General features: G+C 65.8%; 15 protein-coding genes. 7 read left to right on the top strand and 8 right to left on the bottom strand.

Features of this window, described 5'->3' with window-relative positions; genetic code table 11:
- Positions 1-3: 3 nt before the first annotated feature.
- A complete protein-coding gene (locus tag OXR00_RS01935) occupies positions 4-843 on the top strand; it encodes an SDR family NAD(P)-dependent oxidoreductase (protein WP_267386351.1) in 840 nt (279 codons plus the stop codon).
- Positions 844-1,006: 163 nt separating this feature from the next.
- On the opposite strand, the gene OXR00_RS01930 is transcribed toward OXR00_RS01935, so the two are convergent.
- Positions 1,007-2,419, bottom strand: a complete 1,413-nt coding sequence (locus OXR00_RS01930; RefSeq protein WP_267386350.1) for a YbhB/YbcL family Raf kinase inhibitor-like protein — start codon at positions 2,417-2,419, stop codon at positions 1,007-1,009.
- Positions 2,420-2,534: 115 nt separating this feature from the next.
- Between OXR00_RS01930 and OXR00_RS01925 the strand changes: the two genes are divergently transcribed.
- Positions 2,535-5,204: a glycosyl hydrolase gene (locus OXR00_RS01925; protein WP_267386349.1), complete on the top strand. Its 2,670-nt coding sequence runs from the start codon at positions 2,535-2,537 to the stop codon at positions 5,202-5,204.
- 39 nt (positions 5,205-5,243) lie between these two features.
- Here the strand turns inward: OXR00_RS01925 and OXR00_RS01920 are convergent, their stop codons facing one another.
- Entirely contained in the window at positions 5,244-5,861 is a 618-nt protein-coding gene (locus OXR00_RS01920; RefSeq protein WP_267386348.1) for a DUF4142 domain-containing protein, read from the bottom strand.
- 164 nt (positions 5,862-6,025) lie between these two features.
- Here OXR00_RS01920 and OXR00_RS01915 point away from each other — a divergent pair, with 164 nt between their 5' ends.
- Positions 6,026-6,430 carry a DUF3597 domain-containing protein gene (locus tag OXR00_RS01915; RefSeq protein ID WP_267387113.1) on the top strand — a complete coding sequence of 135 codons (405 nt, stop codon included), beginning with the start codon at positions 6,026-6,028 and terminating at the stop codon, positions 6,428-6,430.
- 40 nt (positions 6,431-6,470) lie between these two features.
- Here OXR00_RS01915 and uvsE read toward each other — a convergent pair whose 3' ends face one another.
- Positions 6,471-7,634, bottom strand: a complete 1,164-nt coding sequence (uvsE, locus tag OXR00_RS01910) for a UV DNA damage repair endonuclease UvsE (RefSeq protein WP_267386347.1) — start codon at positions 7,632-7,634, stop codon at positions 6,471-6,473.
- Complete coding sequence (locus tag OXR00_RS01905; protein ID WP_267386346.1) at positions 7,631-8,233, bottom strand: YbhB/YbcL family Raf kinase inhibitor-like protein; 603 nt, start codon at positions 8,231-8,233, stop codon at positions 7,631-7,633. Before OXR00_RS01905 ends, uvsE begins: the two co-directional genes overlap by 4 nt.
- Before the next feature lie 89 nt (positions 8,234-8,322).
- On the opposite strand from OXR00_RS01905, the gene OXR00_RS01900 reads away from it, so the two are divergent.
- From OXR00_RS01900 to OXR00_RS01885, 4 genes are all read left to right on the top strand, one after another.
- Complete coding sequence (locus OXR00_RS01900; RefSeq protein WP_267386345.1) at positions 8,323-9,618, top strand: MFS transporter; 1,296 nt, start codon at positions 8,323-8,325, stop codon at positions 9,616-9,618.
- 88 nt (positions 9,619-9,706) lie between these two features.
- Positions 9,707-10,567 carry a glycoside hydrolase family 75 protein gene (locus tag OXR00_RS19740; RefSeq protein WP_267386344.1) on the top strand — a complete coding sequence of 287 codons (861 nt, stop codon included), beginning with the start codon at positions 9,707-9,709 and terminating at the stop codon, positions 10,565-10,567.
- A gap of 5 nt (positions 10,568-10,572) precedes the next feature.
- Positions 10,573-10,893 (top strand): hypothetical protein, encoded by a 321-nt coding sequence (locus OXR00_RS01890; protein WP_267386343.1) that lies wholly within the window; start codon positions 10,573-10,575, stop codon positions 10,891-10,893.
- Positions 10,894-11,010: 117 nt separating this feature from the next.
- Complete coding sequence (locus tag OXR00_RS01885; protein WP_242147081.1) at positions 11,011-11,790, top strand: FadR/GntR family transcriptional regulator; 780 nt, start codon at positions 11,011-11,013, stop codon at positions 11,788-11,790.
- Between the two features lie 23 nt (positions 11,791-11,813).
- On the opposite strand, the gene cobU is transcribed toward OXR00_RS01885, so the two are convergent.
- The 4 genes from cobU to OXR00_RS01865 are packed head-to-tail and all read right to left on the bottom strand — an operon-like array spanning position 11,814 to position 15,646.
- Complete coding sequence (gene cobU / locus OXR00_RS01880; protein WP_267386342.1) at positions 11,814-12,320, bottom strand: bifunctional adenosylcobinamide kinase/adenosylcobinamide-phosphate guanylyltransferase; 507 nt, start codon at positions 12,318-12,320, stop codon at positions 11,814-11,816.
- Positions 12,317-13,777 carry a cobyric acid synthase gene (locus OXR00_RS01875; RefSeq protein ID WP_267386341.1) on the bottom strand — a complete coding sequence of 487 codons (1,461 nt, stop codon included), beginning with the start codon at positions 13,775-13,777 and terminating at the stop codon, positions 12,317-12,319. Before OXR00_RS01875 ends, cobU begins: the two co-directional genes overlap by 4 nt.
- Positions 13,765-14,703, bottom strand: a complete 939-nt coding sequence (gene cbiB, locus OXR00_RS01870) for an adenosylcobinamide-phosphate synthase CbiB (RefSeq protein WP_267386340.1) — start codon at positions 14,701-14,703, stop codon at positions 13,765-13,767. The genes OXR00_RS01875 and cbiB overlap by 13 nt, the downstream gene beginning before the upstream one ends.
- Positions 14,696-15,646, bottom strand: coding sequence for an aminotransferase class I/II-fold pyridoxal phosphate-dependent enzyme (locus tag OXR00_RS01865; RefSeq protein WP_267386339.1), 951 nt, complete (start codon positions 15,644-15,646; stop codon positions 14,696-14,698). The genes cbiB and OXR00_RS01865 overlap by 8 nt, the downstream gene beginning before the upstream one ends.
- Between the last annotated feature and the right edge of the window lie 9 nt (positions 15,647-15,655).

The following is a 15,655-nucleotide window of genomic DNA, read 5'->3' as shown; positions in this document are numbered from 1 at the left end:
GCCATGACTGACGTGTTCCAGCAGGGCGGCGTTGCCGTCATCACGGGCGGGGCCAGCGGCATCGGCGCGGCGGCGGCATGCCGGTTCAGCGAGATGGGCATGAAGATCGTGTTGTTCGATCGCGACCATGACGCGCTGGAGGCGCTGGCCGCGACCCTGTCGGGCGAGGTTCGCGTGCTTGCAGGCGACGTCGCGAAGCTCGCCGATGTTGAACGGTTGCGCGACCTAGCTGTGTCGGCATTCGGGCGGGTGGACGTGTTGATGAACAACGCCGGCATCGGCGGCAGCGACGACGACAACTGGAGCGGCCTGGATGCGTGGCGGCAGATTCTCGATGTTAACTTGTGGGGGGTGGTCCACGGCGTCCACACGTTCGCACCGCTGATGCTTGGGCAAGGTGGTCCTTCAGCGATCATCAACACAGGATCGAAGCAGGGTATCACCAACCCACCGGGTCACCCGGCATATGCAGTGTCGAAGGCGGGCATCCGCACTCTGACCGAACAACTCGCGCACGGCCTGCGCGCTGAGGGCGATCAGGTAACGGCTCACCTTCTGGTGCCGGGCTGGACGTTCACGGGCATGAGCCGCGACCCGCAAGGACCGAAGCCTGACGGCGCATGGACAGCAAAGCAGGTCGTCGATCTGATGATCGCGCGAGTCCAGGCAGGTGACTTCTACATCCTATGCCCCGACAACGCGGTCGCACCGCAAGTCGATGCGGCCCGCATCCGGTGGAGCACAGGTGACATGACCGACAACCGCCCTGCCCTGTCACGGTGGCATCCCGACTGGGAGCAGGCTTTCGCCACCTACGTCGCAGCGGAAACGCCGCAAACCTGAACAGTTTCAGCGGCGGCGATCAACAAAGCCACGTTCGTGCGCTCGGCCCGGCCGCTAAGACGCATGGTCAAGAGGTCGTCCGGCTACAGCGGGTAAGCTGTTGTTCCCGGCATGAGGTGACATGGTGATGCGGCAGGCGAACGACGCCTGCCGCTGATGCCGCTCAGGCAGATGGATCATCGCCAAAGGTGAGCACGATCTTGCCCCGGACGTGTCCCTGCTGCGCGCGATCATAGGCGTCACGGACTCGTTCGATCGGGAAGGTTTCGGCGACAGAGATACCAACCTCACCAGCATCGATCAGTTTGGCGACCTCGCCCAGTTGCGCGGCATTGGGCTCCGCCAACCAGCGTGGAGCGGCGCGGACGTTGTGGGCCTTGGCCTGCGCCTGATCGGGTTCGGCGAGCGTCGAGACAAGGATGCCGCCCTCCCGCAGCACGGCCCAAGAGCGTTCGGTCGTATCGCCGCCGACAAGATCGAACACCACATCCACGCCGCGCGCGATATCCTCGAACCGCTGATTTTTGTAATCGATCACCGTGTCCGCGCCGAGGCTTGCAACGAAATCAAGATCGTCCGGGCCGGCGGTGGCGAACACCTCCGCGCCGCGTGCGTGTGCGAACTGCACCGCAAGGTGCCCCACGCCGCCCGCGCCGCCGTGGATCAGCACGCGCTGCCCAGCTTCCAATCCACCATGATCGAACAGCCCCTGCCACGCGGTCATCGCCGCAAGTCCGATACCGCCGGCCTGTACCAGATCGATCGACGCGGGGGCGGCAACCAGTTCGACTGCCTTGACGACCACATAGTCGCTCTGCGCGCCGCGATCGAAGCCGATGTGCGCAAACACGCGATCGCCTTTGCTGAGCATGTAATGTGCGCGCGTACCGACTGCCTCGATCGTACCGGCGAGATCGCGGCCCAGCACGATCGGCAAATCGCCCTCACCCACCGGCGGAAACTCGCCTTGCATCGTCTTGTAGTCGACTGGGTTGATGCTGGCCGCGACGACCTTCACCAACACCTCGTCGTCCTGCGCCTGCGGAATCGGTACTTGGCCGAGTTCCAGCACGTCCGTCTCGCCGAACCGGCGCAACCGCACCGCGCGGTTGATCGGGCCAACGGCTTTCGTCTCATACCGGCAGACCAGTTCGGCCTCCGCGATGACATGACCTTCGATCGCGCGGATCAGCTCCTCGGGCGCGGCACCTGTATCGATCGCGAGAGTGGCCGTATCGAGCGCCAGCAATCGAAAGTGATATCGGTGCGCACCGTCCCCGGCCGGCGGACGCGGGCCACCCCAGCTGGCATCGCCAAAGACGTTGCGACAGACCAGCAGGCCATGGAGCGGTTCGCCTTCCTCAAGTCCGCTGCGGTCAACGCTTATCCCGCCCACCGCAAGGTGGCAGACGGTACCGTGGGGCGCATCCGGATCCTGGACGATCAGCGCAAAGCTGGCGGTACCATCGGGTGCGCCGGTCCAGTGGAGAGCAGGCATGATATTGCCGTGGTTCTTCGCAAAACGATCGAGAAGCATATCGCCGTCGGCAAAGTATGGGCTGCTCAGTTCCAGCATGGTCATCTCCTGATAAGCGTCCGCCCCCGAACGGTTCACACGCCGAGACGATCCCACAAACACTGCGGCATGAGGCGCTTGCCCGGCCGCACCGCTTTGGGGCATGTCTCGTTATATGGAGAGGATCTGGAAAGCGTTCGCGATCGCGCCGCTCGTCTTGGTTGCGCTTGCGTCTCCGTCCGCAGACGCCGCCCCCGCCGCATCGACGTTGTGGCAGACGTTCACGCACCCGCCTGAGGATGCGCGGCCGATGGTGCGCTGGTGGTGGTTCGGCCCCAGCGCGACACCGGTCGAAATCGATCGCGAGATTGCGGCAATGCGCGCGGAGGGCTTCGGCGGATTCGAGGTGCAGGCAACCTACCCTTTATCGCCTGACGATCCGACCCGCGGCATCCACAACGTACCCTTCCTGTCACCACCGTTCCTGGCGGCGCTCCGTCATGCGGGCGAGACCGCACGCGTGAGCGGCATGCGGATCGACGTGACGCTCGGCAGCGGTTGGCCGTATGGCGGGCCATCGGTACCAATTACGCAAGCGTCCGCCAGCGTACGCCTAATCACGATTACCGCGCCGGCTAATGTGAGCAGGCTCGCGCTACCAGCCCTCGGCCCAGGTGAAAGCGTTCTGGCAGCGTTTGTCGAGGGTCGGCGGGTCGCGGCGATCAACGGTGTCTCTGCGTCACTGACACCGGTATCTTCGGCTCGACCTGTCACGGTGTTCATCGCCGGGCGGACTGGACAACAGGTCAAGCGTGCCGGTGTCGGCGCCGAGGGCTATGTTATCGATCATCTCAACAAAGCGGCAATCACCGACTACCTCGACCATGTCGGACAGCCCTTGCTTTCCGCCTTCCAAGGCGCACCGCCGCCCTATGCGATGTTCTCCGACAGCCTCGAAGCCTATGGCGCGGCCTGGACGGACGATCTGCCTGCCGAGTTCCGGCGGCGGCGTGGCTATGATCTGCTCGACTACCTGCCGGCACTGTTCGACGAAGCGGACGCCGGTGCAGCGGTGCGGTTCGATTGGGCGCGCACGCTGACGGAATTGCTCAACGAACGGTATTTCACGACGATTACCGCCTGGGCCCACGCTCACGGAACGCGTTTTCGGACGCAGGCTTACGGCACGCCGCCCCCGATGTTGTCGAGCAACGCGCTCGTCGATCTGCCCGAGGGCGAGGGTTCTGACTGGCGTGCCTTCACCTCGACGCGCTGGGCAACATCCGCCGCGCATCTTTACGGTCGCCCGGTCGTGTCGGCGGAGACTTGGACGTGGCTGCATTCGCCCGCATGGGCAGCAACGCCACTCGACATGAAGATGGAGGCGGATCGCATGTTCCTCCAGGGCGTCAACCAGATCATCGGCCACGGCTGGCCCTATTCGCCGCCGGATGTGCCCGAACCGGGTTGGGCGTTCTACGCAGCGGCCGCGCTTAACGATCATAATCCATGGAGCCCGGCGATGCCGGCGGTGACGCGATATCTGCAGCGAACCAGCGCGATGCTGCGCATGGGCGCGCCTGCCGCCGACGTTGCCATCTACCTTCCAAGCGAGGACGGTCTGGCGGCGATGCGCCCCGGCCGAGCCTCGCTGAACGACGGCATGCGCGCCCGGCTGGGTCAGGCGGTGATCGACGGCGTGCTGGATGCGGGGCAGACCTTCGACTTCATCGACGCGGCGGCGATCCGCGCCGGCGCGCTGAAGTACAAGGTGTTGGTACTGCCGGCCCTGAGTCGCATCGACCCCGCCGCATACCGCATCGTTGCCGCGTGGGTGGCGGCCGGCGGCGAGGTGATCGCGACCGAACACCTGCCCGAACGAGGCGGCGGGTTGATCGACGGGGACAGCGCCAGCCGCAGCGTGCAGGAAACCGGCGCACGATTGTCAGCGCCGAACGTACGTGAGCAGGTGTCGGTCGTCCCGACAGCGAGGCTCGAAACCGCGTTGCGCGCTATGCTGCACCCGGACATGGCACTGGCGCGTCCCGATCGAGACGTCGGTTTCGTTCATCGGCACCTGCCGGAGGGGGACGTGTATCTCGTTGTCAATTCTGGTCCGCGACAGTTGCAGACACACGCTACCTTCGCCGCCGACAATGGACATGGACAATGGTGGGATGCCGTGAGCGGCAGTCGCTTCGGCGCTGGACATGGGCTGATCGCCATAAACCTCGCGCCATACCAGAGCCGCTTCCTGATCTTCACGCAGTCGCCACCAGTAAAACCGATAGAAACACGAATAGATCAGATCGCCGATCTGTCGACGGGATGGGTCGGCGTGGCAGCGGCCGGCCTGCCGACGCCACCAAAACCAAGCACATCGTGGACTGATGATCCGGCTTATGCCACGTTCTCTGGCAGCATTACCTATCATCGCACGGTTCATTTGCGTAAAAATGCCCTATCCTTGTCGGGCCACATCTTTCTCGACTTCGGTAAAGATCAGCCGCTCGATTTACCCGTCGCCGCGCGCCCTGCCGCCGCGATCGCCGCGCCGGTGCGGGATGCGGTGCTGGTCACCGTGAACGGCAAGCCGGCAGGAGCGGTGTGGGCGCCGCCATGGCGTATCGACGTGACAGATTTACTGCGACCCGGCGCGAACGTGGTCGAACTGCGGATAATGAACAGCGCGATCAACGCACTTTCTACGCGACCGAACGCGGACCGACGATTGCTGACCGCACGCTACGGCGAACGGTTCCAAGATCAGGATCAGGATAAGGTGCTGGGCCGACCCGCCGGTCTGCTCGGCAGGATCACCTTGTTGCAAACCAGGATACAATAGACGCGGCCTGCCCACCTGTGGCGGGCAGGCCGCCCGACATCAGGCGTTCAGACCCTTCGCCATGTTGAGGTGCGCCGCGACGATCGGCACCATGTTGGTTGCGAACGTCTTCAGCGCAGGTACGTCGCCGCTTGCCGCATAGCTTTTCAATTCGTCCAGCGTCTGCTGATGACCGGCGACCTGCGCATCAATATACGCCTTGTCGAAGTCGGCACCGGACATCTTCTTCATCGCGTCAAGCTGCGTCTGCTGATCCGGCGTCAGCGTCGGATCGGGCGTGATCGCCGGGCTCAGGCCAGCGGTGATCGTCTTCAGCTTGGCGGTCGACGTGGTGTGAGCGTCGATCATCTTCTGCGCGAACTTCTTGACCGCAGCCGATTTCGACATGTCCAGCGCTGCCTTGGACGAGGCGATCTCGAATGCGTCGCTTGCAGCCGCGGTGTTGGCGAATGCCTGACCGCCGGTGGCCGGCGCCATGGCGTTGTCGGTCATCGTCATGCCGTTATCGGCCATCGCGCCGTTCGCCATCATCGAGTCATTCGTCTCGTTATCGACGATGGTGGTATTGCTCGACGTATCGGCGGTGTCGGTTTTATGCCCGCACGCAGCCAGTGACAATGTAGCCGCTGAAAGCAGGGTCAAGGTTCTGATTTTCATTGCATCCTCCTGTTGATCGCAAAGTGCACAGGCGCACCAACGATCTGCCTTGCTCAGCGTTCCCCGCTGTGTCGCAACCACTTTGCGACGGACCTTTTGCGTCCATCATGTCGTTTGTCATGCTCGAAGCCGCATGGTGGCGGCTGGTAAGGAGACACTACGCGATGAGCATCTTCGGCAACATCATGGGTAAGATTTTCGGCCACAAGACTGCAAGCACGGCCGGCAACGCAGCCCCGGCAGCTGCTCCAGCCGCCACGCCCGCCGCAGCGCCGGCCCCAACCGCTACACCGGATGCGGCTCCCGCGCAGGCGGTCGATGTCGGCGCGGTGCTGTCGGAAATGGCGTCGATGAAAGATGGCGGCGGCAACTACCAGACGTCGATCGTCGATCTGCTCAAGTTGCTCGATCTGGATTCCAGTCTTGCCGCACGCAAGGAACTGGCCGACGAACTCAACGTCCATGTCGGTGCGGACGGTAGCGCGGAGGAGAATATCGCGCTCCACAAGGCGGTCATGGCAAAGCTCGCCGAGAACGGCGGCGTCGTGCCGGACAGCCTGCGCGGCTGATCCGCATCGCGAGGTGCCGCCCGCGCGGGCGGCACCTCCGTTATTCGGCCGCCTCGGCAAACCCCTCGTCGACATCGGGCTCGCCTTCGGCATCGACGCCCCGGTCGAGCCTTGCTTCATCCGCCGCTAACTCGGATGCATCCTGTTCGGTGATGCCGAACCGGGCCGCAACGTCGGGCGCGAACCGGAGCAGATCCGGACGTAGCCGCAACAGGCTAAGATCTTTCGATTTACCCTCAAGCATGACGTCGAACTCCAGCCCCTCCGCCATGCGCATGAAGGTGGCGAACTCGAACGGATTGGTAAAGTCGGCGTGGCCGGTCCACACCGGCGGGCGGAGCACCGTCTTCACGCGGGCCGTTGCCTTTACCGGCGCCTTCAGCAGTTCGCCCGATTTGCGCTTAGGTGAACCCGCCTTGGCGGCGGCTCGCTCGGTCGCGCTGATCTTCTGCTTGATCTCGCGAAGCTCGGTGCGCGGCGATGAGAAGTGGATCTTCGGCCGCACGCCTCCTGGCCATGTGGCAAGGAAGCGTTCGAGCGTGTCCCGCATATCGAGCCGCTCCGGGTTAAGGCACCAGAAATGCTGATAGTCGAAGATCAGCCGAACGCCGGTGCGTTCATGGATCCACAACGCATCCGCCGCCGCAAAGCGGATGTCGTCATTCTCCAGCACCAGCCGCCGACGGACATGCTCCGGGCACTGCTCCCAACCCGCGATCCAGCGCGCCCGGCTCGCCTCGTGGTCGCCATAGACGCCACCGACGTGAGTAATCATGACCGCTTCGTCATTCAGGCCCATGCGGTCGAGCATCTCGGCCTGGCTGGCGAGATCCCAGATGCTCTTGCGCGTCAGCTCGGGATCCGGCGCGTTGAGCAGCACATACTGCGAAGGGTGGAATGACAGGCGAATGTCGTATGCCCGCGCCTTCGCGCCGAACGCCCGCAGTTCCGCTTCGCTCTCCGCCACCATGTTGTGGAACTGCGGCATGTCCGGATGCGTGGCGTAGGGCGCGATGTCCGACGACAGCCGGTACATGTCGAGCTTCTTCGACTTGAGATAGTCAAGCACCGGATCGAGCAATTCCAGCGAGCATTTCAGGTGCGGGTTCTTCTGCCAGCGTCGCGTGTCCTGCGATTTAAGGCCAGGCTGACCCATCACTTTCACCGGGAAGCCAAGCCGCAGCGGGCGAGCCGCTGCCGTCATGCCACCACCGCGCCCTGCGGAGCGACCGTGTCCGTCTCGCCGCGCGAATACGTGCCGATCAACACGCCCGTCGCGAGCACCCGTCCGGCGATCGCCTCGACGAAAGCGCCACGCCCAGCACCCTCATCGAGTTCCGGCAGCGAAGAAAGTGCGAACATCTGGAATACGTAATCGTGATCGCCGTGGCCGGTCGGTGGATCGGGCGGTAGCCAACCCTCGCGCAGGTAGCTGTTGCGGCCGGTTTCGCCGGCATCCGTCGCGCCGATCGCGCCCTCCGCGAGACGTCCGGTTTCGGCCGGCAGATTCCAGATCAGCGCGTGTACAAGCGGAGCGGTGGTCGGTGCGTCGGGATCTTCGACGATCAGCGCGAGGCTGACGGCAGCTTCCGGCACGCCCGTCCAGACGAGCGGCGGCGACACGCCCTCACCATCGGCAGTGAAGCGCACTGGCAGACGGCCGCCGGACGCGAACGCCGGACTGGTCAGATTGATCGCATCGGCGCCGACCGTCAGCGCCGGATCAGCCGCGACGAGCTTCTCGTGCCCGGCGCGACGGCCGCGCAACAGATTGCCGAGCCAGGCGGGAACATGTTCAAGCATCTTGAGACCTCCTCTCTTCAAAGCGCACGAGCCGCCGGTTCGTTCAATCTCGCCTCGACACATCGGGCAGCAACGCGCATGGACCGCGCATGGCAGCCGAGACCTCCTCCGGCCGCGCGACGAGTGCGGGCGACGTGTTCCGCATCGCCAGCGGCAACTTCCTCGAAATGTACGATTTCATGGTGTTCGGCTATTTCGCCGCCGCCATTGGTCAGGCGTATTTCCCGGCCGGCGACGCGGCGAGCGGGCTGCTCAAATCTCTGGCAACCTTCGGCGCCGGCTTCCTGATGCGGCCACTCGGCGCTCTGGTGCTGGGCGCCTTTACCGATCGGCACGGGCGCCGTGCCGGGCTGCTGCTGACGCTGGCGCTGATGAGCGTCGGCATCGTCACGCTGACCGTCACGCCGGGCTACGCGACGATCGGCGTGCTGGCACCGATCCTCGTGCTGGGCGGGCGGCTGATCCAGGGCTTTTCGGCGGGCGCAGAACTGGGCAACGTGTCCGTGTACCTGGCTGAGATCGCACCGCCGGGACGCACCGGCTTTTACGTTTCGTGGCAGTCCGCCTCGCAACAGGTTGCGGTCATCGTCGCAGCGCTCGTCGGCGTGGCGCTGTCGTTCGTGCTGGGGCCGGCGCAGCTTGCCGATTGGGGCTGGCGGCTTCCGCTCGGACTCGGCTGCCTGCTCGTGCCGCTTCTGTTCGTGTTGCGCCGCCACCTGCGCGAGAGCGACGCGTTCGAGACGCGCTCCGCACCCGACAGCATCGCCACCATCGCACGGCATCTCTGGGCGGCGCGCGGCATCGTGTTGGCCGGGCTCGGGCTGGTGCTGATGACGACGGTGAGCTTCTACATGATTACCGCCTACACACCGACCTTCGGCAAGATCCTGCATCTTCCCGAACAGGCGAACCTACTCGTCACCGCCGGCGTCGGTGCCTCGAACCTGCTGTGGCTGCCGGTAATGGGCGCGCTGTCCGACCGGATCGGGCGCCGGCCGATCCTGATCGCCTGCACCGCGCTGATGATGCTGACCGCCTATCCGGCAATGGCATGGCTGACCGGACACCCCAGCGTGCTGCGGCTGATCGCGGTCGAACTGTGGTTGTCGGCGCTATACGCCAGCTACAATTCTGCGATGGTGGTGTACCTGACCGAGATCGTACCGCCGGCGGTACGCGCCTCCGGTTTCAGCCTTGCCTACAGCCTTGCGACCGCCGTGGGCGGCTTCACGCCGTTCATCGTCACCTGGCTTATCACCGTGACCGGCAACCGGGCCGTGCCGGGTTTGTGGTTGACGGCGGCGGCGGGGATCAGCCTCGCCGCAGTTTTCGTGACCGGGCACTCACAGCGGCGAGCCGCGTCGCAGAAGCGTGGGGCGCTGTAGCGCGGGCGTCCGTACCGCCACGGGGAACAGTCGCGCCCGCGCCACGTTCGGCAGCGGACCCGTCAACAATCCAAGGAAGCCGTTTCCCGTGTCTGCGTTCCGGTGGTTGTGCGCCACCGCTTTGTCGTGCTGCCTTGCACCGACCATCGCCCCTGCGGCCGCCTCTACCGAGTCCGTCTGCCCCGCTGGCAACACGTTCGACTATATGGGCGTGCCGGTTTCCGTGCTTGCCGACCGCTCGGCGTATTATTTCGCTAGCGAGGACAAGCTCGTCGATGCCGATGGCGCGCCGAACGCCTACCACCCCGACGATGTGCCCGACTCCTGCCCCGACACCGGTCGCGGCATCGATTGCCTCGCCTCTGCCGGATATCCCAACGGATCCTGGTGGCAGACGGTGCTGGCCGCCGACCCGCTCGCCCCAGACCGGCCGGCGGTGCAGCAGGACGGACCGTACAAGGGCTATTTCGTCTCGATGACGTCGCTGCGCAACACCGCCTTCGCCGGCCCAGCCAGTCCGAGCAGCTATGTCGATGCCGTGCGTATCCCGTATCTGGTGCTGCCAGCGCCAATCTACCGCACCAATGGCATGGGCGAGATGGGGGACATCGGCTGGGCGATCAATCTCGACAATGGGCGCACCACCCCGTTCGTGATCGCGGATGAAGGACCTATCGAACAGTTCGGCGAAGCGTCGGTCGCCTTCTGGCGGGCGCTCGGCACCGAGGCGCCCAACCCGCGCAACGGTAAGGGCCTCCCCAGTGGTCGGGTCGCCTATGTGGTTTTCCCCGGCAGCGGCAAGACGGCAGCGATCGGCTGGCCGATCGACACCGCGGCACTTGCGCGTGAGGCACAGACCCGGCTTGCCGCGATCGGCGGCCCTGCGATGTTGCGGGCCTGCGCCGACGCTCAGCCCTCCAACGGCGCGCTGCCGCCGATTGCGCAGTGATGCGGATGACTGTGTGGCCTGTATTGCTCGCCGCGAGCGGCCTCGCCATGCCGGCGCACGGGCGGGACTGGACGCCGCACAGCGCCGCCGCATTGCTGGATACGACCTTCCCAACTGCTGACGCCTGCGTGCACGCGCTCAACGACGCGCGCCGGCGGGAGAGCCGCGCGCATCTGGTTCGCGGTCTCAGTTACACCCACTTGTTCGAACAAGGCGCGTGCCGCAGCTTCCGCCATCACGGCGACACCGCATGGCGCATCCGCATGGAGTGGAAATCACTTCGCCCATCGGATACCGCCCGTAGCAAGCGGACGCCCGCACCATGATCGACGCTTGCGACGCACGGGTGGACGGTCTAGCATTTGGCTGGAATTGGCTTGGCCGCTTGCAGCGTATCAAGCTTCGTCAACGGGGATGGCCGGATTGGTGCGATCATGAACGTCATGGGGAAGTCCAAGCCGAAGGCGTCCTCTGCCGAGCAGGGTGAAGACCGGCTGTACCAGCAGCTTGCCCGTCGCCTGTTCGACCAGATCGCGGGTGGGCAATATGCCATCGGAGACCGTCTGCCAGCGGAGCGCGAACTCGCCATCGAACACAACGTCAGCCGCCCGACCGTGCGGGAGGCGATCATCGCGCTTGAAGTTCAGGGATTGGTCGAGGTAAAGATCGGCTCAGGCGCGTATGTGCGCAACATTCCCGGCCGCAGCGAGGCGATGGGCTTCAGCGTCACCGCGTTCGAGTTGATCGAAGCGCGTGCCGCGATCGAGGGCGAGGTTGCCGCGCTGGCGGCGGTACATATCAGCGATGCCGAACTCGATGCGCTGGATGCGCTGGTCGATCGCATCGCGGTCGAGGCCGAGCCGGAAGAATGGCTTGAGGATGCCGATCGCGAGTTTCACTTCCTGATCGGCCGGGCGACCCGCAATGCCGCGCTGTCGCATACCGTCGAACAATTCTGGGCGCTGCGGGCAAGCGAGCCCGATACGGCTCTGCTGCTGGCGAAGGCGCGCGCCGCCAAGGTCAAGCCAGTCGTGGCGGAGCATCGCGCCATCGCCGAGGCGCTACGGTCTCGCGATCCCGCACGAGCGCGTAACGCGATGCGCGCGCACATGGCGGCGGTGCTCGATCATCTGCTGTTCGCGACGGAAGAAGCCGCAGTGGAGCAGGCACGCATCGCGGCGCTGACGACGCGCCGGCGCTTCTCCGCGACGCAATCGGTGTAGGCACCGCGCAGCCAGACCAATCGTTACTTCAGCTTGATCGGTAAGCCCGCCGCGATCAGCACCACCTCGTCGGCAGCGGCGGCGACGCGCTGGTTCAAGCGGCCCGCGCAATCGCGAAAACGCCGGGCAAGCGCGTTGTCGGGAACGATCCCCAACCCGACTTCATTGGCGACGATTACCAGCGCGCCTAGCGCGGCGTGGATGGCGGTGACAAGCGCCTCGGTCGCGGCGTCCATGTCCTGTTCCGCCAGCATCACGTTTGACGTCCACAACGTCAGGCAGTCGATCAGCAGCACATGCCCGGCGCCGGCATGCGCGGCGATCGCTTCGGGCAGCGCGAGTGGTGCGTCGATCGTCGTCCAGCGGCTGTCGCGGTCCGCCTGATGGCGGGTGATGCGTTCGGCCATCTCCGCGTCATACGCTTGGGCGGTGGCGACGAACATCGACACACCACCCATGGCCTCGGCACGATCCTGCGCATAACGGCTCTTGCCGGAACGCGCCCCGCCAAGCACGAACAGACACGTCATCGCGCCGCCTCCGAAGCGACGGCCATGATGGCGTCGATGTCCAGATATCGTTCCAGCGCGTCGGCGATCTCGTCGAGCGCGGCGTCGACCGATGCGTCATAGTCGGCCCCGCCCCCCTGCGCCCCGATCCGCCCGAGCAGTGCGGTCCGTTGCGCCGCATCGGCAAGCAGCCCGTGAACATAGGTGCCGATCACGCGACCATCCGTACTGACCGCGCCATCCACACGCCCGTCGTCGAAGCGTGCGAACGGGCGCGCCGCATCCGGCCCGAGCGTTTCGCCGATGTGCATCTCATACCCGTGAAACGGTGCGTTCAGCGCCTGACCGCGCACCGGCCGCAAGGCTTTGCCCGGAGCCAACGTCGTCTCCACATTGAGGAGGCCGAGCCCGGCTGCTTCCCCGGCCGGTCCCTCAATGCCGTCCCGGTCGATCACACGATGGCCGAGCATCTGATAGCCTCCGCACAGCCCGAGGATCGCGCCACCGCGCCGATGGTGCGCACGTACGTCCACGTCCCAACCCTCATGTCGCAACGCGGCGAGATCGGCGAGCGTCGCCTTCGAGCCCGGCAGCACGATCAGCGCCGCTTCGGCGGGAATCGGCCTCCCGGGTGGCACCATCTCCAGATCGACGGCGGGTTCGAGTTTCAAGGGATCGAGATCATCGAAGTTGGCGATGCGCGGCAGGATCGGGCACGCCACCAGCACTCGCCCGGCCCCGACGGGAGACGCTCGCTCCAGCACCACGGCGTCCTCACTCGGTAGCCGCGCGGTCGCCGCCAGCCAGGGCACCACGCCGAACCCGCGCCAGCCGGCCAGTGCCTCGATCTGCCGGTAGCCATCCTCGAACAGCGCCGGATCGCCACGAAACTTGTTGATGATGAAGCCGCGGATCATCGCCGCATCTGCCGGATCGATAACCGCTCGTGTACCGACGATCGCTGCGATCACGCCGCCGCGGTCGATATCGCCGATCAGGATCACCGGTACGCCCGCAGCTCTCGCGAAACCCATGTTGGCGATATCGCCGCCGCGCAGATTGATCTCGGCAGGCGAGCCGGCGCCCTCTACCACCACCACATCGCAGCCGGCGCGCAGCCGGTGGTAGCTCGCCAGCACGTCGCCGAGCAGCGCAGCCCGGCCCGCCCGGTAATTGCCCCCGCCAAGTGTCCCGCGCACGCGACCGTGGACGATCAGTTGCGAGCTGTGGTCGGCCTGTGGCTTGAGCAGCACCGGGTTCATGTCGGTATGCGGCGCCACGCGGCAGGCGATCGCCTGCAACGCCTGCGCGCGACCAATTTCGCCACCGTCGCTGGTGACGGCGGCGTTATTCGACATGTTCTGCGGCTTGAACGGCCGCACACTCAGGCCTCGGTTGACGAGCGCACGGCAGATCCCCGCGACCAGCACCGATTTGCCCACGTCCGAGCCGGTACCCTGGAACATCATTGCAGCCATGCCACACCTCCCGCGATCAACCACAAGGCGAGGCACGCGCGCACGTACAAGCGGAGCGCACGGGTGATATCCTCCGCATCGGCTGAAGTCCGACCGTCGCCGATCCACGGCTTGTCGGTACAAATGCCGTCGTAGACGATCGGGCCGGCGAGGCGCAGGTGGAGCGCGCCGGCCATAGCTGCCTCGCTCCAGCCGGCGTTGGGGGAGGCGTGACGGCGCGCGTCGCGCCACAAAACGCGCCAGCCGCCACCACCGCACAGGCACAGCAGCGGCCCCGCCAGGCGCGCGGGAATGAGGTTAAGCACATCATCGCTGCGGGCCGCCGCCCATCCGAACGCGCGCCAGCGTGGCTCTCGGTGGCCGATCAGGCTGTCGGCGGTGTTGACCGCCTTGTAGATCCACAGTCCCGGCAAGCCGAACAGCAGCAGCCAGAACAGCGGCGCGACAATACCGTCGCAGAAGCTTTCCGCCAGACTCTCGATCGCCGCGCGTGCGACCCCCGTCGCATCGAGCCTCGCCACATCGCGACCGACGATCCGCGCGACTGCTATGCGAGCGGCTGCGAGATCGCCGCTCGCCAAGGCTATCTGCACCGCGCGAACATGATCGAACAGGCTGCGTTGCGCCAGGCCGGGAACTGCCAGTAGCGCGCAGCCGAGCCAGGCCCACTGCCCCATCGCCGCCGACACGATGGCTGTCGACCCGGCCGCCCCGCCGCCCGCCACTAAACTTAGCCCTACCACCAAACCGACACCGGCGAGACGTCGCCTTGCAAACGTGTGGTGCGATCCATTCCACCGCGCCTCGCAGGAGGCGATGATCCGCGCGAACGCACCAACCGGATGGCCGACGCGGCGATAGAGCGCGTCCGGCCAGCCGAACGCCGCCTCGATCGCGAGCGCTACCAGGGCAACCGGCTCAGCCATGCGTCAATGCGCGTTCAAGGCGCGCCAGTGCGGCCGCATCGGCTGGCAAGCCCACGCGCAGACGGTGCGGATCGTCGTCGAAAGGACGGGTCAGGATGCCCGCGTGGGCAAGACGTGTGAACACGCCGGCGGCATCGCCGACCGCGATCATCCGAAACAGCGGGCATTTCCCTATTGGCATCAGCCCGCACCCGATCAGCGCCGCATCGAGTGCCGCTGCCTCCGCCACGAGTTGCGCGCGCATCGCCACGATCCAGCCGGCATCGCCATAAGCAGCGGTCCCGATCGCGATCGCCGGCGCGGAGACCGGCCACGCGCCCAGCAACGATCGCAACCGCGCGACGATCGGCTGCGGCGCGATCACGAAACCGAGCCGCACCCCAGCCAGACCGAAGAACTTGCCGAACGATCGCACCACGATCAAACGCGCGGCATCATGCACCTGTGCGCCGACGCTGATGATCGGATCGGCATCGACGAACGCCTCGTCCACCACCAGCCAGCCGTTACCGCTCCGCAGTCGTTCATGCAGCGCGAGCAGGTCGTGCGCGGCAACGGTGCGTCCATCGGGGTTGTTTGGATTGGCGACCACGACCGTTCCCGCCGCCACGCCCGCGAGCGCATCGACCTCAAGTCGCGTGCTGGTCGGGAACATTTCCGCATGGGTGCGATATGTCGGTGGGACAAACCGCGCCGGCCCTGGCAACAGCGTACCGAGCATCCGCAGACCGATTTCGCTACCGGGCACTGCCGCGACATACGCGCGATCGACGCCGAAATAATCGGCGGCCACGGTCTCCAGTGCGGTCAGCGCGCGCTCGTCCGGCAGTCGGCGCCAGTCGATCGTGACGGTTTCCGTCGGCCAGCAATGCGGGTTGATCCCCGTCGACAGGTCGAGCCACGCCGCCGCCGCGTCACCGAACGCCGCGCGCGCCTCGCTCAAGCGCCCGCC

The organism is Sphingomonas sp. GC_Shp_3, from assembly GCF_026540945.1.
Classification (GTDB): Bacteria; Pseudomonadota; Alphaproteobacteria; order Sphingomonadales; family Sphingomonadaceae; genus Sphingomonas.
Note: the sequence above shows the minus strand (reverse complement) of the source record. Positions and strands in the feature narration are given on the sequence as shown.